At 67.6% G+C, this 17,346-nt stretch carries 20 protein-coding genes and 1 pseudogene; 12 read left to right on the plus strand and 9 right to left on the minus strand.

Features of this window, described 5'->3' with window-relative positions; genetic code table 11:
* A pseudogene (locus G531_RS23565) lies at positions 1-240 on the minus strand (hypothetical protein); the annotation flags it as partial.
* Positions 241-462: 222 nt separating this feature from the next.
* Between G531_RS23565 and rpmH the strand changes: the two are divergent.
* The 7 genes from rpmH (at position 463) to G531_RS0116850 (ending at position 4,564) form a co-directional block, all read left to right on the plus strand.
* Positions 463-600 (plus strand): 50S ribosomal protein L34, encoded by a 138-nt coding sequence (gene rpmH, locus G531_RS25400; protein ID WP_081684218.1) that lies wholly within the window; start codon positions 463-465, stop codon positions 598-600.
* Between the two features lie 14 nt (positions 601-614).
* Positions 615-986, plus strand: a complete 372-nt coding sequence (gene rnpA, locus G531_RS0116825; protein ID WP_026928115.1) for a ribonuclease P protein component — start codon at positions 615-617, stop codon at positions 984-986.
* A complete protein-coding gene (yidD, locus tag G531_RS27040) occupies positions 983-1,378 on the plus strand; it encodes a membrane protein insertion efficiency factor YidD (protein ID WP_081684219.1) in 396 nt (131 codons plus the stop codon). The genes rnpA and yidD overlap by 4 nt, the downstream gene beginning before the upstream one ends.
* A gap of 55 nt (positions 1,379-1,433) precedes the next feature.
* Entirely contained in the window at positions 1,434-2,480 is a 1,047-nt protein-coding gene (yidC, locus tag G531_RS0116835; protein ID WP_051215650.1) for a membrane protein insertase YidC, read from the plus strand.
* Between the two features lie 194 nt (positions 2,481-2,674).
* Positions 2,675-3,274, plus strand: coding sequence for a Jag family protein (locus G531_RS0116840; protein WP_026928117.1), 600 nt, complete (start codon positions 2,675-2,677; stop codon positions 3,272-3,274).
* A gap of 11 nt (positions 3,275-3,285) precedes the next feature.
* Positions 3,286-3,957, plus strand: coding sequence for a 16S rRNA (guanine(527)-N(7))-methyltransferase RsmG (gene rsmG, locus G531_RS0116845; RefSeq protein ID WP_245630452.1), 672 nt, complete (start codon positions 3,286-3,288; stop codon positions 3,955-3,957).
* A 94-nt stretch (positions 3,958-4,051) separates the two neighbouring features.
* Positions 4,052-4,564 (plus strand): HtaA domain-containing protein, encoded by a 513-nt coding sequence (locus G531_RS0116850; protein ID WP_026928119.1) that lies wholly within the window; start codon positions 4,052-4,054, stop codon positions 4,562-4,564.
* A 9-nt stretch (positions 4,565-4,573) separates the two neighbouring features.
* On the opposite strand, the gene G531_RS0116855 is transcribed toward G531_RS0116850, so the two are convergent.
* Together G531_RS0116855 and G531_RS0116860 are read right to left on the minus strand one after the other, a co-directional pair.
* Entirely contained in the window at positions 4,574-5,026 is a 453-nt protein-coding gene (locus G531_RS0116855) for a hypothetical protein (protein WP_026928120.1), read from the minus strand.
* A gap of 126 nt (positions 5,027-5,152) precedes the next feature.
* Positions 5,153-6,526, minus strand: coding sequence for an NADP-dependent succinic semialdehyde dehydrogenase (locus G531_RS0116860; RefSeq protein WP_026928121.1), 1,374 nt, complete (start codon positions 6,524-6,526; stop codon positions 5,153-5,155).
* Positions 6,527-6,643: 117 nt separating this feature from the next.
* On the opposite strand from G531_RS0116860, the gene G531_RS0116865 reads away from it, so the two are divergent.
* Positions 6,644-7,129: a DUF456 domain-containing protein gene (locus tag G531_RS0116865; protein ID WP_211221896.1), complete on the plus strand. Its 486-nt coding sequence runs from the start codon at positions 6,644-6,646 to the stop codon at positions 7,127-7,129.
* A gap of 86 nt (positions 7,130-7,215) precedes the next feature.
* On the opposite strand, the gene G531_RS0116870 is transcribed toward G531_RS0116865, so the two are convergent.
* From G531_RS0116870 to G531_RS0116895, 6 genes are all read right to left on the minus strand, one after another.
* Positions 7,216-8,148, minus strand: a complete 933-nt coding sequence (locus tag G531_RS0116870; protein WP_026928123.1) for a ParB/RepB/Spo0J family partition protein — start codon at positions 8,146-8,148, stop codon at positions 7,216-7,218.
* Positions 8,145-9,086, minus strand: coding sequence for a ParA family protein (locus G531_RS23575; protein ID WP_051215651.1), 942 nt, complete (start codon positions 9,084-9,086; stop codon positions 8,145-8,147). Before G531_RS23575 ends, G531_RS0116870 begins: the two co-directional genes overlap by 4 nt.
* A gap of 742 nt (positions 9,087-9,828) precedes the next feature.
* Positions 9,829-10,230, minus strand: a complete 402-nt coding sequence (locus tag G531_RS23580; RefSeq protein WP_081684221.1) for a DUF3817 domain-containing protein — start codon at positions 10,228-10,230, stop codon at positions 9,829-9,831.
* Positions 10,227-11,078 (minus strand): SURF1 family protein, encoded by an 852-nt coding sequence (locus G531_RS0116885; RefSeq protein WP_026928124.1) that lies wholly within the window; start codon positions 11,076-11,078, stop codon positions 10,227-10,229. The genes G531_RS23580 and G531_RS0116885 overlap by 4 nt, the downstream gene beginning before the upstream one ends.
* A 2-nt stretch (positions 11,079-11,080) precedes the next feature.
* Positions 11,081-12,040, minus strand: a complete 960-nt coding sequence (locus G531_RS0116890) for a D-alanine--D-alanine ligase family protein (RefSeq protein WP_026928125.1) — start codon at positions 12,038-12,040, stop codon at positions 11,081-11,083.
* A 36-nt stretch (positions 12,041-12,076) separates the two neighbouring features.
* Positions 12,077-13,423: an aminotransferase-like domain-containing protein gene (locus tag G531_RS0116895; RefSeq protein ID WP_035759539.1), complete on the minus strand. Its 1,347-nt coding sequence runs from the start codon at positions 13,421-13,423 to the stop codon at positions 12,077-12,079.
* Positions 13,424-13,447: 24 nt separating this feature from the next.
* Here G531_RS0116895 and G531_RS0116900 point away from each other — a divergent pair, with 24 nt between their 5' ends.
* The 4 genes from G531_RS0116900 to G531_RS23585 all read left to right on the plus strand — a co-directional run.
* The gene (locus tag G531_RS0116900) at positions 13,448-13,645 is read left to right on the plus strand and encodes a hypothetical protein (protein ID WP_026928127.1); all 198 of its coding nucleotides are present in this window, start codon (positions 13,448-13,450) and stop codon (positions 13,643-13,645) included.
* Positions 13,645-14,271, plus strand: a complete 627-nt coding sequence (locus tag G531_RS0116905; RefSeq protein WP_026928128.1) for a hypothetical protein — start codon at positions 13,645-13,647, stop codon at positions 14,269-14,271. Before G531_RS0116900 ends, G531_RS0116905 begins: the two co-directional genes overlap by 1 nt.
* A gap of 59 nt (positions 14,272-14,330) precedes the next feature.
* Positions 14,331-16,274: an alpha/beta hydrolase family protein gene (locus G531_RS0116910; protein ID WP_026928129.1), complete on the plus strand. Its 1,944-nt coding sequence runs from the start codon at positions 14,331-14,333 to the stop codon at positions 16,272-16,274.
* Positions 16,275-16,367: 93 nt separating this feature from the next.
* The coding region (locus tag G531_RS23585; protein WP_051215652.1) for a mechanosensitive ion channel family protein at positions 16,368-17,346 on the plus strand (979 nt) is incomplete at its 3' end.

Here is a 17,346-nt window from a genome sequence, read left to right on the forward strand (position 1 = left end):
GTACCGGCGTGCTTTGGTCGTGCGTCGGTCGATCACCGCGACGGTGGCCCGGGCCCGACCCGGGGTCTGCCGCAGCCGGGCGGTCAACTGCTGGCGGGCATGGTCACGGTTCCAGCCGGTCACCGCGACCACCTGATCCAAGATCTCGCTCTTGCCCTTCTTCGGCGCCGCCGCATAAGCCTGCGCGTACTTCTTGGTCACCTCGTACCTGGCAGCCAACGACAGATCCTTCACACTCACACCCCATCGTGACCGCCACCCACACTTCCCGGGGAAAACTATGTGAGGCACGGCACCCTGCTACGCGGGGACTCTGTGTGAGTCTCGTCGGCCATTTGACCGGCGCGGCGGGGCAGCGTACCGTTAACTGGTCGCCGGGCAGTCCGGCGAGTTTCCTGTGCCCTCGGACGAGAGTTCGCTGTGGGTGCTGGCGTTCAACATTGACAGATTTGGGGAACTCCTGTGAGCAAGCGCACTTTCCAGCCGAGCAACCGGCGTCGCAGCCGCGTCCACGGGTTTCGCGAGCGGATGAGCACGCGCGCGGGCCGCGGGATCCTTTCGGCGCGTCGCCGCAAGGGCCGCGCCAAGCTGGCCGGCTGACCGAACCCGCAGTCATGCTGCCCAGTGGGCACCGGATGAGATCGTCGCAGGATTTCCGTGCGACGATCCGCGGTGGTGTCCGCGCCGGGCGGGCCACCCTGGTGGTGCACATGGTGCAGACCGCGGAGACCGAGCGCAGTCGGGTCGGTTTCGTGGTGTCCAAGGCGGTCGGCAATGCGGTTCATCGCAATCGCGTGAAGCGGCGACTGCGTCACCTGACGCGGCCGCTGCTTTTTGCTGACCCCTGGGGCTGTACCGCCGTGGTCCGGGCGCTGCCGGCCGCGGCGGACGCCGACGCGGAGCTGGCGGCCGATCTGGTCGGCGCCTGGCAGTCGTGTCGGCGCAAACTGGCCCGCCGGGCCGTAACCGCCGGGAGCGCGCGATGAAGTGGTGGCGCGATCCGCTGAAGTGGCTGATGATCGCCTTCATCCGGGCCTGGCGCGCGGTGATCTCCCCGCTGTACGGCAATGTCTGTCGCTATTACCCGAGCTGCTCGGCGTACGGGCTCGAGGCGGTGCACGTCCACGGGAGCATCAAGGGCGGCGGGCTGACCATCTGGCGGATCATGCGCTGCAATCCCTGGTCCTCCGGCGGCTACGACCCGGTGCCCGGTACCCCGGCCGCCGAAGCCTGGGCGGCCGAGCAGGCCGAACGCGCCGCGGCCGCCGATTCGCTGGGAGTTGCCTCTGATCAGCACAATAGAGATCGGGACGGGCCGCAGTCGGCGACGGCTGCCGAACCTGCAAGCCCAAACCAAGCCGGACCACAACCTGCCTGACCACAACCTGGCCTGACCGCAGCGTCAGCGGCGACTAAGAGAAGGTGCGCTTTTCATGGATCTGATTCCCCTGGCGGGATTCTGGGACACCATTCTGTCCCCCCTGCACTGGGCGGTGTCCGGGGTGCTGTGGTGCGCCCACTGGCTGTTGTCCCCGCTGTTCGGGCCCGACTCCGGTCTCACCTGGAGCCTGTCGATCGTCCTGCTGACCGTCATCATCCGGACCGCGCTGATTCCGCTGTTCGTGCGTCAGATCCGCTCCTCACGCAACCTGCAGGTACTGCAGCCCAAGATGCGCGAGCTGCAGAAGAAGTACGCCGACGACCGGGAGAAGCTCGGTCAGGAGACGATGAAGCTCTACAAGGAGGAGGGCGTCAATCCAATGGCGTCCTGTTTCCCGATCCTCCTGCAGATGCCCATCTTCTTCGCGCTGTTCAATGTGCTGAACAATGCCGCGACCGGTGCCGCTCCGGTGGCCGGCAGCGTGCTCTCGCACGAGATGACCCAGTCCCTGGCGCACGCCAACTTCTTCGGCGCCACCCTGGCCGACCGATTCTGGCCGCTCACCAACGGGTGGGGCATCACCCAGACCGTGGCCGCGATCATGATCGTGCTGATGGTGGTGACCCAGTTCTTCGCGCAGTACCAGTTGATGAGCAAGAACATGCCGGCGGAATCCCAGACCGGTCCGATGGCCCAGCAGCAGAAGATCATGTTGTACGCGATGCCGCTGGTCTTCGGTGTCGGCGGGGTGAACTTCCCGCTCGGTGTGCTGCTGTACTGGAGCACCAGCAACCTCTGGTCGATGTGCCAGCAGTTCTACATCATCCGGCAGAATCCGACCCCCGGGACGCCGGCGTACGTGGCCTGGGAGGAGCGCCTGCGCGCCAAGGGCCACGATCCCCGCGACTACAAGCCGGGGCAGAAGATCCCGCGCAAGCCGGTGGTGAAGTCCGAACCGGTCGTGGAGCCCGAGCCGCGCAAGGGTGCGGCGAAGTCTGCCACCGACCAGGCGAACAAGCCGGCGGTGCAGCGCCAGCAGCCGCGCGTCCAGCGCCAGCAGCCGCGCCGGGACACCCGCAGCACCCGGAAAGGCAAGTAAGGCCCCCAGGCCAACCCACGGCCGCCCGCTGATGCCAGCGGTTTCTGTGAAGGAGAACATCCCCGATGAGCAATGATGTGGACGCGACCAACGACGCCGCCGAGGAGGTCGCCGCGCCGGTAGCGGTGAGCGATTCCGATCAGCCGGAGGCTGCCGCGGCGGGCAACGGCGGGCCGGTCGAGGCGGAGGCCGCGATCGAGAGCGGGTCGGCCGCCGCCGAGGCGGACGAGGACGCCGATGATGCTGACGAGGATGAGGACGACGCCGACGAGGCGGACGAGGATGACGCCGACGAGGCGGGAGCCGAGGGCGAGGCTCCCGCACGACGTCGCTCGGCCAAGGCCTCGGCGCTCGAGGAAGAGGGCGACATCGCGGCCGACTACCTCGAGGAACTGCTGAACATCGCCGACCTCGACGGTGACATCGACATCTTCACCGAGGGCGGCCGGGCGCATGTCTCGATCGTCACTTCCGGCGACCAGCTGGTCGGCAAGGACGGCGAGGTCCTCGAGGCGCTGCAGGAACTGGCGCGCCTGGCGGTGATGACCGAGACCGGGAAGCGCTCCCGCCTGATGCTGGATGTCGCCGGGCATCGCGATCGGCGCCGCCGGGAACTCACCGACCTGGCCAAGGATGCGATCCAGGAGGTCACGGAGTCCGGGGAGCCCGCACGCCTGGCCCCGATGAATCCGTTCGAGCGCAAGATCGTCCACGATGTCGTCGCCGAAGCCGGGCTGACCAGCGAGTCCGAGGGCGAAGAGCCCAAGCGGCGCGTCGTCATCCTCCCGAGCTGATTCGGGCCGAGGTGTCCGACAAGCCGGTGGACCAGGCCGGGGATTCCGCAGCCGGCCTCCCCGCCGAGGACATCTCCGAGGCAGCCCTGACCGAGATCTTCGGAGATCGGGTCGGGGCCGCCCGGGCGTACCACGAACTGCTGGCCACCGACGGGATCGAATGGGGACTGCTCGGGCCCCGGGAGGGCGATCGGCTGTGGCAGCGACACATCCTGAACTCCGCCGCGCTGGGGTCGGTGATGCCGCAGGACGCCTCGGTGGTCGATGTGGGATCCGGCGCCGGGCTGCCGGGGATCCCGCTGGCGCTGGTCCGCCCCGACCTGCGGGTGACACTGCTTGAGCCGTTGGAACGTCGTGTCGCGTTTCTCACAAGGGCTGTGGATAAGCTGGGGATAAGTGACCGGGTGGACATAGTACGGGCCCGCGCCGAAGAGCACAAGGAGCTCTACGATGTAGCTACCAGTCGCGCGGTCGGACCACTGAAACGCTTGCTGCCGTGGTGTCTGCCGCTGATGCGCCCGCGTACCGGAGAGTTCATCGCCCTGAAGGGCGCTTCGGTGTCCGATGAATTGAGGGCTGTGGATAAGTTGCTGGCAAAGCGTAAACTACGCGCCTCGATCGTGTCCGTACGCGCGCACCCCACCACTGAGGCCACGACCGCATTGCGCATCGCGGCCGGGTGAGCCTCCCCGGGTGCGATTCGCTGGTCAAGCGCGGTGCCGACCGGTGGCATAGCCCCTCTATGATGTGGGGACGAAACCTACGGCCAGGAGCCTCATGACCGATTCCACTACGAGCGAGCCCTACCCCTATGGACTCCTGTGGGGCATCAAGTCCTCGTTCGTCACCTACATCGCCCGGATGCCCGATGGCCAGGGTTCCCTCAGTGACGGGGCCACCACCCATGAGTCGGACAAGCTCGAATGCTTCTTTCCCCTGGACCGGGAGACCGCCCAGGCAGAGCAGACGTGGTCCTTCCGGGGTGATGTCCGATTCTCCGGGCATGCGAACATGCTCTTCGTCCGCATTGCCCACCCTCGGCTGGAAGCTCGCGGTGACCGGACGGTCCTGACTATCGCCCCGGTCTACCCCGATGAGACCGCCCGGATCGAGCTGGCGACGGTGCGGCTCGAACGTGGTCCGCGCTACCCCGACGTCGATGTGTGGCACGGTACCGAGGTGCTCCTGACCGAGGCCGGCGCCGACATCTTCAACAACGTGTACGCCCCCGGGGAACCCCTCGAGCAGTTCACGATGCATGTACCCACCGGGGATCAGCCGGCGCAGTGACCCCCCCGGTCAGGAGTCGACGGACTCCGCCAGGACCTCGTCCAACTTCTGCCGAGCAGCTTCGAGTCGCCGCCGGTAATCCATTCCCGCGGTCGGCGCATCCGTCTGCTCGGCGAGTGAGATCGCTTCGGCGGTCTGCCACATCTCTCGCATCAGGGCCCGCGCCAGGGCGGCATAGTCCAGCTCGATCCCGGCCGGTACGCCGCCCGACCCCGATGGTGGGGCGGCGGTCGGCGTCTCGGGGTGTGCGCTGATGCGATAGGTGCGCTTCCCACGGATCTCCCGAACGATCTCCTGGTCGCGCTCCATCGCGGCGATCAACTGGATGAACGCAGTATTCGAGCCCTGGTAATCGATGGCGTCCTTGAGTTCACCGGTGGCGTAGCCGGAGGGGTCGATCACCGGGCCGTTGGCCGCGAGCAGTTCCCGAATACGTGCCCGGGCAGTGCGATCGCGTGCCATGACAGGTCTCCTTCCGGTCAGCGGCGTACCGACTCTCGGCGTACCGACCAGGGCGCAGCGCACCGCGCACCAACTTGATTGGGTCAGTATACGAACAGCGGTTGAGCACAGGTGGGGGGAAAGGACTCAGCCGATCCAGACCGCCTTGAGATTGCAGAACTCCCGAATACCGGCGCGAGCCAGTTCGCGGCCGTGACCGGAGTTCTTGACGCCGCCGAAGGGGAGCCCGGGGAAGGAGGTGACCATGCCGTTGATGAAGGTCTGGCCGGCCACCAGGTCGCGGATGAACCGATCCTGCTCCTGAGCATCGGTGGTCCACGCGTTGGAGCCCAGCCCGAATCGGGTGTCATTGGCGATCTCGATCGCCTGATCGATATCGGCGACCCGGAACACCTGGGCAACGGGGCCGAAGACCTCTTCGTGGTACATGTCCATCTCGCGGGTGATATTGGTCAGAATGGTGGGCTCGAACCACCAACCCCGACGGTCCGGCACGTTCCCGCCGAACTCGACCACCGCTCCGTGAGCAATCGCATTACGCACCTGGGCAGCGACCTCGTCGCGACCGGCCTCGGTCGACAACGGCCCGACATCGGTCCCGTCCGCCGCCGGATCTCCGAGTGTCAGGGCGGCAAACCCGGCCCGGAATTGGGCCAGCCATTCGTCGTAGATGTCCTCATGAATGATGAATCGCTTGGCGGCGATACAGGACTGGCCATTGTTCTGGACCCGGGCGGTCACCGCAATACGAGCGGACTTGCTGATGTCGGCCGAGGGCATGACGATGAACGCGTCCGAGCCACCCAACTCGAGGACCACCTTCTTCAATGACTCCCCGGCGGCCCGACCGACGCTCACCCCGGCCCCCTCGGATCCGGTCAGCGTAGCGGCGGCAACCCGCCCATCGGCGATGATTCCGGCCACCGCTCCGGAACCGATCAACAGGGTCTGGAACGTGGCCTGCGGGAACCCCGCATCAGCGAACAACTGCTCGAGAAACAGTGCCGATCCCGGCACATTCGAGGCGTGCTTGAGCAGCCCGACATTGCCGGCCATCAGTGCGGGTGCCGCAAAGCGGACCGCCTGCCACAAGGGGAAGTTCCACGGCATGATCGCGAGTACGACACCCAGCGGCAGATACCTGCCGTACGCCTTGCTGGCACCGACGCTGGCCGGATCAATCGGTTCATCGGCGAGAAATGCCGCGGCGTTCTCGGCGTAGAAGCGCATCCCCTGGGCCGACTTGGTGGCCTCGGCCCGGGCTGCGGCCACGGTCTTTCCCATCTCGAGGGACATGAGGCGAGCGATTTCGTCATTGCGCTGGTCGAGGAGGTCGGCAGCATTCCGGAGCCAGTCAGCTCTCTGGTCGAAGGAGGTGAGTCGATAGGACGGGAACGCCATGGCAGCCGCGGCGAGCTTCTCTTCGATCTGGGCGGCAGTGAACTCGGGGTAGGTCCGAACGACCTCCCCCGTCCTCGGGTCGGTGATGGCGATAGGCATACCCTCACCTTACGAGGTGCTGACCAGCGTTGACGGGGGCTCGCGGATCTCCCGGGACGCACCGGCCGCAGCACCGAGGGGCTTCTGGCTCGCTAACCTGGAGAGGTGACTCCAGACGTGATCGCATCCATTGTGGCCGGCCTACTCGTGATCATTGGGATCATCGGCATCGTCGTACCCGTTCTGCCCGGCAGCTTCCTGGTTCTCATCGGCCTCCTGGTGTGGGCGCTGTTCATCGGCGGCCTGACCGGCTGGCTGGTCTTCGGCATCGGCGCGGTCTTCGTGATCTGCGGCATGATCGCGACCTACGTGCTGACCGGACGGGTGATGAAGCGGGAGAAGATTCCCGACGTGTCGGTGATCATCGGCATTGTATGCGGGATCGCGGGGATGTTCGTGCTCCCGGCGCTCGGCCTGCCGATCGGCTTCGCCGTGGGTCTGTTCGTCAGTGAACTCGTCCGGGTCCGGGAGCCCAAGCTCGCCCTGAAGAGCTCCTGGGAAGCGATCAAGGCGACCGGGGCGGGGATGCTCGTCGAGCTGGGCTGCGCCCTGGTTGCCGCCGCAACCCTGTCGGTCGGCATGTTCGTGCACTTCACCAGGTAATCAATGATTCAACCAGTTCTGTGAGCGGGGAAATGAGCAGCTCCCGCGATCCGGGGACACCGGGTCGCGGGAGCTCTTTTTCGGCCCTATTCGCCAGACTTGAGTTGCATCAACTCAAGGATCCGGTGGAGGTCCTCTTCTCCGGCGAACTCGATGACGATCTTTCCCTTGCTCTTGCCGATGTCGACTTTTGCTCGGGTGTCGAAGAAACTGGACAGGCGCTCGGTCAACTCCACCGCCTGGGGTGAGGGTGCCTTGGCCGCCGGTCGAGAGGTGGGCGCGGGGGTGTCGGCGCTCAGGTGAACCAGTTCCTCCGTGGCCCGAACCGACAGTCCTTCGGCGACCACCCGCTGGGCCAGGTGTTCCTGGTGTGCCGGATCGCTGAGGGAGAGCAGCGCCTTGGCATGGCCCGCCGACAGGACGCCGGCGGCGATCCGCCGCTGCACCGGAGCGGGCAACTTGAGCAGCCGCAGCGTGTTCGAGATCTGCGGGCGAGAACGCTTGATCCGCTGACTCAGCTCCTCCTGCGTACACCCGAAGTCGTCGAGCAACTGCTGGTAGGCATTCGCCTCTTCGAGCGGATTCAGCTGAGCCCGATGCAGATTCTCCAGGAGGGCGTCGCGCAGCATGTCGCCCTCTTCGGTGCCGCGTACGATCGCCGGGATCGCGGTCTTGCCCGCCTCCTTCGAGGCGCGCCAGCGACGCTCACCCATGACCAGCTCGAAACGCTGACCGGGCAGGGGGCGGACGACGACGGGCTGCAGGAGGCCGACCTCCTGGATCGACTCGACCAGCTCCGCCTGGAGATCCGGATCGAACTCGACCCGCGGCTGCCTCGGATTGGGGGTGACCGACTCGATAGGGATCTCGGCGTAGTAGGAGCCGGCCGGGGCGCGGTTGGCCGTCGAACCGGAGTCGATCACCTGATCGACCGGCCGATTGGTCCGGGGGCGGTCGGTGTTCTGGATGAGCTGGCCGAGCCCGCGTCCGAGCCCACTGCGGGGCACTGGGTTGCTCATAGGGTCTCCTTCGATCCGCGCCGTGCAATTTCTGCAGCGGCATTCTGGTACGCCTTGGCACCGGCCGAGTCGGGGCTGTAGCTGAGTACGGTCTGGCCGTAGCTGGGGGCCTCGCTGATCCGGACGGAGCGAGGAATCACCACCGGCAAAGTCTGCTCGGGGAAGTATTCGCGGACCTCGTCGACGATCTGTCCGGCCAGCCGCGTCCGGGCATCGAACATGGTGAGCAGGACCGTGCTCAGAACGAGATTGTCGTTGAGTTCCCCGGTGACCAGGTTGATGGTGTTGATCAGCTGTGCGACACCTTCGAGGGCGTAGTACTCACACTGGATCGGAATCAACAGTTCCCGGGCGGCGACCAGCGCGTTCAGGGTGAGCAGGCCGAGCGAGGGCGGACAGTCGATGATGATGTAGTCCATCTCGTTGGACTCCATGAACTCATCCAGTGCCAGCGCCAGGCGTCGTTCCCGGCCCGGAGTGTTGACCAGCTCGATCTCGGAGCCGGCCAGATCGACCGTCGAGGGCAGCACCCACAGCTCACCGGGTTCGGGGGAGCGTTGCGCGTCCTGGGCGATGGTGTGTTCCCCCATCAGGACGTCATAGGTACCGGCCGTACCGGGCTCGTGTTCGATACCGAGGGCGGTCGAGGCGTTCCCCTGCGGGTCCAGGTCGACCACCAGCACGGAGAGGTTGCCCGCTGCCAGAGCGGCGGCCAAATTCACCGCGGTGGTCGTCTTACCGACGCCGCCCTTCTGGTTCGCGACAACGATGACCCGGGTGGCGTCCGGTTTGGGCAGCCACTGCCCGGAGACCGGCGGCTCGGCCGGATCGGGTTCGGGCTCGGGGGGTGGCGGAAGGCCTTCCTCGGGTTCATCGTAGAGAGCCCGTCGGGGTCCGCCGGCGGCCGAGCTGGATACTTCGGTGGGAGGCGCGGTCATGGATGCTGACTCCTCGACAGGGGGCGGCGTGGACGGGTCCTGCGATGAGTCGGAATCCGAGGGGGCCGGGGGGACGGGCGTACGCTCGCCGGAAACTGAGAGAGTCCCAGCCGGCTGGGCGGCCGCGGGCCAGCCGAGGTGCGTCTCGGTCGAGGATTGAGCCGGCCATCCGAGTCCCGTGATGGGGTCTGGCGTCATGCTCAAGCCTCCTGTTCTTGGGTTCGGGCTTCAGGCTACAAGGAGCCGGGATGGGTAACCAAAGCCTGGGACCGGTGTGGACAACATCGATGTGATTTGTGGAGAACGAGGGACGCTCCAGAGCCGAAGTGAGCAGTGGTGCGCGGCAGGCCGGTGGATGAAGATGTGGATATCGTGTCGACTCGGGCCGGAGTCTGCGCCCTTGACCCAGTTGACCGGCCGGTTGCGGTGGTCGGCGGCGGAGCGTACGCGCCCAGGGGACGGCCCGGTCGGTGCTGGGTGATAATCCGGACCCGATCGGTGGATCGCGATTTTCAATCCTGAGAGTCTCTGCGCGTGAGCTCGGATCGTGACGGCTGGTTCCACGTGGAACATGCCGGCTGCGGGTGCCGGCGAGTCCTGCCGGGCCGCTGCCGGAGCTGACCCGCGACACTCGGAGCGAGGCGTTCCACGTGGAACGTGATGTCCCCGACGATCGTCGTGAACGGAGTCCGGACATGAAAAACGCTCCCCCGGTGGGGGAGCGTTCTACGTGGAACATCGATCAGGCGGTAGCCTCACGCCGCTCAGTGTCGGCGTCCCGCTTGTCCAGGTACTGATCGATCTTCGCGAGTCGCCGCCGGACATCCTTGGTCGCGAAATGCTCGGCCACGAACGACAGGAAAGGCACGGTTCCGGCCAGCGCAATGACCAGGATCCACTTCCAGGTCCAACGGACCTGTCGTCCGAGCAGGATGGCCGAGGTGATCAGCACCATGTACAGCCAGCCATGGGCGATCCCGATCACCTGGTTCATCGTGGCGCCGATCGCTTCGAGCTGCTGGTTGTCACTGAGGTAGCGCAGCGGTACGCCGACGCAGACGAGCACGATCAGCAGGACACCGACGATGTATGCCATCACGCGGTAGAACACCAACGACTTCTTGATCTTGCTGACCTCGATCATTCTTCGGCCTCCTTGGGGCTCTTCGTCGCGGAGTCGGAGTCGCGCTCACGCAGCGCCAACTCCAACTCGTCCATGGTCAGGGTGCCACGTTGCCGTGACTGTTTCGAAACTGCGGGGACCGCCGGTGTCTCGGGTTCCTCGTCCCAGCGGGCGGCCGGAGCCATCCAGCCACTGTCGGTGGCGGCGTCCCGGGACAGCTTGATGGTCGCAACGACGGCCGCCCCGGCGAAGATCCACCACTGCAGGGCGTACCCACGATTGCGTGCCTCGCCGGCGCCGTTGGGCAGCGCCACCGGGTCCACCGCCAGGCCCTGGGCAGCGGCGTCGCGGTCGATCAGGCTGACGAATCCGGGATACATCGGTTGCTGCCACAGCTGCACCAGCTGTTCGGGGCGGACCGAGCCGAGCATGCCGGTGGGCACGGAGCCCTCGGCCGCCGCCTCGGTCGGCCGGAAGTAGCCGGTCTGGGTCACCGTGCCGGACGGCGCAGCCGGGACGCTGGTCCCTTGAACGACGCCGCGCACCACGGGCACGATGCTGCCGTCGGCGAACTGGAACGCGGTCAGGACGCGGTAATGATCGGCGTCCCCGTAGACCGGGACCAGAATCTGCTGCTCCGGCAGGTACCGACCGTTGATAGTCACCGACGTGCCGTACGAGGTGGGGATCGCGCCCCCGACCTCGGCGACCTGCTGGAGGGGTTGGGGATCGCCATCGAGGCGTTGCTCGGTGGCCTTGATCCCGGACGTTTCGAAGCGGTCCTGTTGCCACAGGCCGAGACCGATCATCACGCCGGTCACCAGCAGCCCGATGGCCCAGATGACGACCTGTTTGGCGGCTTTGGACACGGCTACTTGCTCATCCGGCTGACCGCGTGCTCAACGAGGGCGGACCAGCTCTCGGCGAGACTTCCGCCCTCGGCCTCCAGTGCGATGGGGAGCAGCGAGGTCTCGGTCATCCCGGGCGCCACGTTGGCCTCGATGAAGACCGGCTCCCCGTCTCGGATGATCAGATCGGTACGCGACAGGTCCCGCAGCCCGAGCCGCTCATGGACGCGCAGGGCCATCTCGGCGCACGCGGCAGCGACACTGTCGTCGATCTGAGCCGGGGTCAGGAAGCGGGTCGCACCGGCGGTGTACCGGGCGGCGTAGTCGTACACCCCCGACTGCGGCCGGATCTCCACCGCGGGCAGGGCACGCGGGCCGTCCCCGGTGTCGAGGACCCCGACCGCGACCTCGACACCCTCGATGTAGGTCTCCACGACCGCGACCGGGCCGTACGCGTACGCCCCCACCATCGCGGCCGGGAGTTCCTCGGGGGTGCTGACCTTGGTGCAGCCCAGTGCCGACCCCGAGCGCGCAGGCTTCACCATCATCGGGAAACCGAGCGCGCCCCCGAGGGCGGAAACCAGCGCATTGGCGCCGAGCTCGCGAAAGATGTCGTGCGGCAGGGCGACCTGATGCGGGGTGGTCACGCCGTTCTTGGCCATCACGGCGGTACTGATCGACTTGTCGAAGGCGAGCCGGCAGGGCGCGGGGCGGGACCCGACGTAGGGGGCGCCGACGAGTTCGAGGACCTCGCGGATGGCACCGTCCTCGCCGGTTTCCCCGTGCAGCAGCGGAACCACGACGATGTCGTCGCGCCCCTGCAGCAGCGGCACCAGGGCCTGGTCGACGTCGGACTCCAGCACGGTGTAGCCGGAGTCGCGCAGTGCGGTGGCGACGCGGCGTCCCGAGCGCAGTGAGACCTCGCGTTCATGGGAGAGTCCGCCGGACAGAACCAGGACGGTGTGGTCGGTGGTGGGAGTCACGTGAGCGCCTTTCTAAGGAGGGGTCCGGGAACCGGGTCAGCGGAGGTCGGGACCGGGACCGGGGTGGATGCGGGGAGTGTGGGTGAACGACTTCAGGCCGAAGGTCTCGTTGATGTCGCGCTCGTTGTTGATGACCTCACCGAGGCGCCGGGTGCCTTCGATGATCCGCTCGGGGGGCGGGAAACAGTACGACAGCCGGATGTTGCGCGACCCCATGCCGTCGGCATAGAAGGCGGTACCGGGGGTGTACGCCACGCGCGCCGAGACGGCGCGGGGGAGCATCGCCTGGGAGTCGAGGCCCTCGGGCAGAGTGAGCCAGACGAAAAAGCCACCGGTCGGGTGGGTCCACGTACTGCCGGGCGGCATGTGCTCGGTCAGGCCGCGCAGCATGGCATCGCGGCGCTCCCGGTACATCGCGCGGAAGGTGTCCAACTGAGCCCGCCAGTCCCAGTGGGCCAGATAGGTCGAGACCACGAACTGGGAGAAGACCGAGGGTGCCAGGGTCGCCGATTCCTGGGCCAGCACCAGCTTCTCCCGTACGCCGTGCGGCGCCAGCACCCAGCCGACCCGCAGGCCGGGGGCGAACGTCTTGGAGAACGACCCCAGATAGACGACATGGGTATCGTCGAGGGACCGCATGGCGGGCAACGGATCCTGACCGTCGATGGTGAGCAGCCCGTAGGGGTTGTCCTCCACGATCAGCAGATCCAGCTCATCGGCGATCGCGAGGATCTCCTTGCGGCGCTCGAGCGGCTGCGTGAGGCCGGCCGGATTGTTGAAGTTGGGGATCGTATAGAGGAACTTGACCCGCTTCCCCGCCGCTCGCAGGGTGAGCAGGGCCTGCCGCAGGGCCTGGGGGTTCAGACCGTGCTCGTCCATCGCCACATGGACGACCTCTGCCTGGTACGCCGCGAAGGTGCCCAGCGCTCCGACATAGCTGGGTGCCTCGGCGAGGATCACGTCCCCGGGGTCGCAGAAGATCCGGGTCAGCAGGTCCAGCCCCTGCTGCGAGCCGTGGGTGATCACGACGTCGTCGGGATGGCCGTGAATCTGCTCCTCGGCCATCACCTCGCAGATCTGCTCGCGGATCATCAGCTCCCCCTGGCCGGAGCCGTACTGCAGTGCCTGGGTGCCGTGGTCCTTGATCAGATCCGAGACCAGCCCGCCGATCACGTCTAGTGGTAGATCGGAGATGTTCGGCATCCCACCGGCCAGGGAAACCACCTCGGGCCGGTTGGCCACGGCGAACAGGGAACGGACCGCCGAGGCCGTCATCCCATGCGCCCGCTCGGCGTACATGTCGACATATCGATCCAGACGCGTATCGTTCGGTTGATCCCGCCGCGCCGGCGTTGATTCATTCAATGTGCTGTCCTGACTCATTTCTGGTCATTCTACGATGGGAGCATGAAGCAGCCCGCTGCCCACCGTGGGCCGATCAGGACGTTGGTCGGCGACGAAGACCTGCTCGAAGCGACCCCCAAACGGTGGTGGCTACTCGTGGGTGGCTTGGTGAGCGCTGTGGTGTTCGGCTTCCTGATCGGATTCGCCCGCCCTGCCGCCCGGGCGGCCCGGAAGCGTCGCCGTGGGGAACAGGCCGACTGATGGCCCGGTCCCGCCGTGTCCAGCCGATCCGCCTCGCCGACCTGGCCGACTGCGCCCTCGAGTCCGGCGACCGGGCGGACTGGGCCGCCGCCGCGCAGCGGGAGTGGGGCCAGGTCGGCGTGGGCCTGGTTGGGCCGAGCGCGTTGACCGGGCCGAGCGGGATGGTCGGGCCGAGCGGGATGGTCGGCGTACTGCTGCTCGCCCCGCCGCTGCACGTGCCCCGCACCGGCGCCCAGGGGCGTGGTCCGCTGTCGGCGGACGCGGCAGTGCTGATGCTGCTGCGGCCCCCTGAGCCCGATCCGCAGGACGCGGGTGCGCGGGTGTTGATTCAATCCGCTGCGGCGCTGATCGCCCGGGGACCCGAGCAGTACACGGCGTTGGAGTGCCGGGCCCAACGCCTCGGCAACAGCGAACAGCTCCCGTCGGTCGACTGGTTGCTCGGGCTGGGCTTCGAGACCGTCGTCGAGCACCCGACCCACCCCCGGATGCGCCTGTCGCTGCGGCGTACGGCCAGCCCGCGCCAGCTGATGGAAGAGGGCTGGCAACGCCTGTCGGCGGCCCTGCGGCCGGTCTCACCGGGTACCGCCTCCCGCGGTCACGCTCCCCGGGAGTCGCACCACGCCTGACCCGGATCCGCCCCGCCGCCTCCGGTAGCATGTCGACACCTGCGGCAACGAGGAGAACCATGGCGGTTGCACCGTACGGGTCCTGGCGGTCCACCATCACCGCCGACCTGCTGACCGAGGGCCGCGTCGGCCTGTCCAGCCCGGTGTTCGACGGGCAAGATCTCTACTGGTTGGAATCGCGGTCCACCGAGGGTGGCCGGGGGAGCATCTGGCGCCAGGACAGCCACGGCCAGCGCACCGAGGTCACCCCGCACCACTTCGTCCGCTCCACGGTGCACGAGTACGGCGGTGGCGACTTCGACGCCGACGAGGGCGTGGTGATCTTCACCCACTTCCCGAGCAACCTCGTCCACACCGTACGCCGCGGCGAGGTACCGATCCCGCTGACCCGGCTGGGTGCGAAGCGGTACGCCGACTTCGAACTGCACACCCGCCGCGGCTTCGCCCTGGCCGTCCGGGAGGACCACTCCGACCCCGCCGACATCCGCAACACGATCGTCCGGATCGACCTGCGCACCGGTGCCGACACCGTGCTGTGCCACGGCGCCGACTTCTACGCCGGACCAACCCTGGGCCCCGACGATCAGCTGGCCTGGTGCGAATGGGATCACCCGGCGATGTCCTGGGATGCGGCCCGGATCAAGGTCGGCACGCTCCCCGTGGCCGCCCCGTACGCCGTGCGCAACGAACTCACCATCGACGGCGCCGGTACGCCGGTCTCGGCGGTGCACCCGCGCTGGGACGCCGCCGGCAACCTGCTGTGGCTCAGCGACCGCAGCGGGTACTGGAACTTCCAGACCTGGCGGGGCGGCGTCCTGCAGATCTGCGGCGGCACGAAGGCACCGACCCGGGAACCGCTGCACGACCACCGCTACGACTTCACCGAACCGGCCTGGCAACTGGGACCGGGCAGCTATGTTCCGCTGGCCGACGGGCGGATCCTGTGCACCTGGTTCGAGGAAGGTGTCCAGGTGATCGGGATCCTGGCCGATGGCGAGGTCACCCGACTCACCAGCCAGGTGGTCAGCGTTCGGGGCGTGGCCGCCAACGGCCGCTCCGCCGCCGTGGTCGTCGGCTTTCTGGACCGCCCGGTCGCCCTGTGCCGCCTCGACCTGGTCACCGGCCACCTCAGCGAGGTCCGGACCAGCGTGGACGAATACCTGGATCGACGCACCCTCGCGGTACCCGAGGCGCTGCGGGTCGGCGAGAACCAGGTGCGGGCATGGTTCTACCCCCCGACCAACCCCGGGTACGCCGCGCCGGCCGGGGAACTCCCACCGCTGCGGGTGCTCACCCACGGCGGTCCCACCGGCATGGCCGATTGCGCGCTGGACCTGTCGATCCAGTTCTGGACCTCCCGCGGGTACGGCGTGGCCGATGTGAACTACCGCGGCTCCAGCGGGTTCGGCCGGGACTACCGGCGACAGCTGGCGGGTCAGTGGGGCATCGTCGATGTGGCCGACGTTCTCGCGGTCGCCGAGCACTTGGTGCAGACCGGCCGGGTGGACGGCCGGCGGCTGGTGATCGAGGGCGGGTCCGCCGGCGGCTACACCACCCTGCGGGCCCTGACCACCTCCGACCTCTTCCGGGCCGGGATCAGCCGGTACGGGATCGGCGACCTGGAGACCCTGGCGCGGGACACCCACAAGTTCGAGTCGCGGTACCTGGACGGACTGATCGGGCGCTACCCGGAGGATCGGGCGTTCTACGTGGAACGATCCCCGATCCATCACCTGGACCGACTCCACTCCGCGATGCTGATCCTGCAGGGCACCGAGGACCGGGTGGTGCCACCCAACCAGGCCGAGGACATGGCCGCCGCCGTGCGGGCCCAGGGACTGCCGGTCGCGCTGCTGCTGTTCGAGGGCGAGGGGCACGGCTTCCGACGCTCCGACTCGGTCGCCCGCGCCCTGGCGGCCGAGGAGTCCTTCTGTGCCCAGGTGCTCGGCCATCAGCCCGCCGATCCCGTACCGCTCCTGCCGGTGGAGAACCTGACGCCGTAACCCCGCCGGGGACGCCCCGCCAGCGCACCCGGCGCCGGCCCGGGTGGAGCCTCGATGCCCTCGGATTGGTCGGCGGTGCTAACAATTGAGCCCGTGAATCCTCTCGCGCTGACCCTTACCTGGCCGGATACCTATATCTCGCTGGTGCTGATTTTCGTCCTGGCCGTGGTGGCGCGGGTGGTGCTGAACCAGCTGATCAAGCGGGTGGTCGCCTCGGCGGTGAAGCGTAGCCAGGGCAAAGGTTCGTCGCTGGTGCTCAAGGCCACCGGGGTGAATGTCGAACGGTCGACCCAGCGGACCGAGACCATGGGGTCGCTGCTGCGCAATGTGGTGACCGTGGTGATTGTGGTGACCGCCGGTCTGACCGCCTTCCAAGTGATCGGTCTGCCGCTGGGGCCGGTGCTGGCCTCGGCCGGGATCGGCGGCCTGGCGATCGGCTTCGGCGCGCAGAGTCTGGTCAAGGATGTGATCTCCGGGATCTTCATGATCGTGGAGGACCAGTACGGGGTCGGGGATGTGGTGGACACCGGCGATGTGGTCGGCACCGTCGAGGAGGTCACCCTCCGGGTCACCCAGCTGCGGGACTACAACGGGGTCGTGTGGTACGTCCGGAACGGGGAGATCAAGCGCATCGCGAACAAGTCCCAGGGCTGGTCGACCGCGACCGTGGATGTCCCGATCGCCTCCGATGAGGATCCGCAGCGGGTGATCGAACTGCTGAACGGGGTCGTCGACCGCTTGTACGCCGACCCGGACTGGGAACCCAAGATGCTGGAGCGCCCCACGGTGCTCGGGGTCGAGCGGATCGAGGGTGGCACGATGACCCTGCGGATCACCGGGCGCTGTGCGGCCGAGGAGCACTGGGGCGTCCAGCGCCAACTCACCGAGCGGGCCCAGCAGGCCTTGATCGACGGCGGGGTCCGCGGGCCCATCCTGCCGCTGGTCCCCTCACCGACGGAGCCGGCGCGGCCCGCCAAGCCGAAGGCGACCGGTTCGGAAGCGCCGAAGGCGACCGGTTCGGAAGCGCCGAAGGCGACCGGTTCGGAAGCGCCGAAGGCGACCGGTTCGGAAG

Source organism: Granulicoccus phenolivorans DSM 17626 = NBRC 107789 = JCM 15570 (genome assembly GCF_000423085.1).
Classification (GTDB): Bacteria; Actinomycetota; Actinomycetes; order Propionibacteriales; family Propionibacteriaceae; genus Granulicoccus; species Granulicoccus phenolivorans.

Coding starts and splice junctions, on each gene's coding strand:
- rnpA (WP_026928115.1), top strand. CDS start 615: ATGCTGCCCAGTGGGCACCGGATGAGATCGTCGCAGGATTTCCGTGCG.
- yidD (WP_081684219.1), top strand. CDS start 983: ATGAAGTGGTGGCGCGATCCGCTGAAGTGGCTGATGATCGCCTTCATC.
- yidC (WP_051215650.1), top strand. CDS start 1,434: ATGGATCTGATTCCCCTGGCGGGATTCTGGGACACCATTCTGTCCCCC.
- G531_RS0116850 (WP_026928119.1), top strand. CDS start 4,052: ATGACCGATTCCACTACGAGCGAGCCCTACCCCTATGGACTCCTGTGG.
- G531_RS0116855 (WP_026928120.1), bottom strand. CDS start 5,026: ATGGCACGCGATCGCACTGCCCGGGCACGTATTCGGGAACTGCTCGCG.
- G531_RS0116860 (WP_026928121.1), bottom strand. CDS start 6,526: ATGCCTATCGCCATCACCGACCCGAGGACGGGGGAGGTCGTTCGGACC.
- G531_RS0116870 (WP_026928123.1), bottom strand. CDS start 8,148: ATGAGCAACCCAGTGCCCCGCAGTGGGCTCGGACGCGGGCTCGGCCAG.
- G531_RS23575 (WP_051215651.1), bottom strand. CDS start 9,086: ATGACCGCGCCTCCCACCGAAGTATCCAGCTCGGCCGCCGGCGGACCC.
- G531_RS23580 (WP_081684221.1), bottom strand. CDS start 10,230: ATGATCGAGGTCAGCAAGATCAAGAAGTCGTTGGTGTTCTACCGCGTG.
- G531_RS0116895 (WP_035759539.1), bottom strand. CDS start 13,423: ATGAGTCAGGACAGCACATTGAATGAATCAACGCCGGCGCGGCGGGAT.
- G531_RS0116900 (WP_026928127.1), top strand. CDS start 13,448: ATGAAGCAGCCCGCTGCCCACCGTGGGCCGATCAGGACGTTGGTCGGC.
- G531_RS0116905 (WP_026928128.1), top strand. CDS start 13,645: ATGGCCCGGTCCCGCCGTGTCCAGCCGATCCGCCTCGCCGACCTGGCC.
- G531_RS0116910 (WP_026928129.1), top strand. CDS start 14,331: ATGGCGGTTGCACCGTACGGGTCCTGGCGGTCCACCATCACCGCCGAC.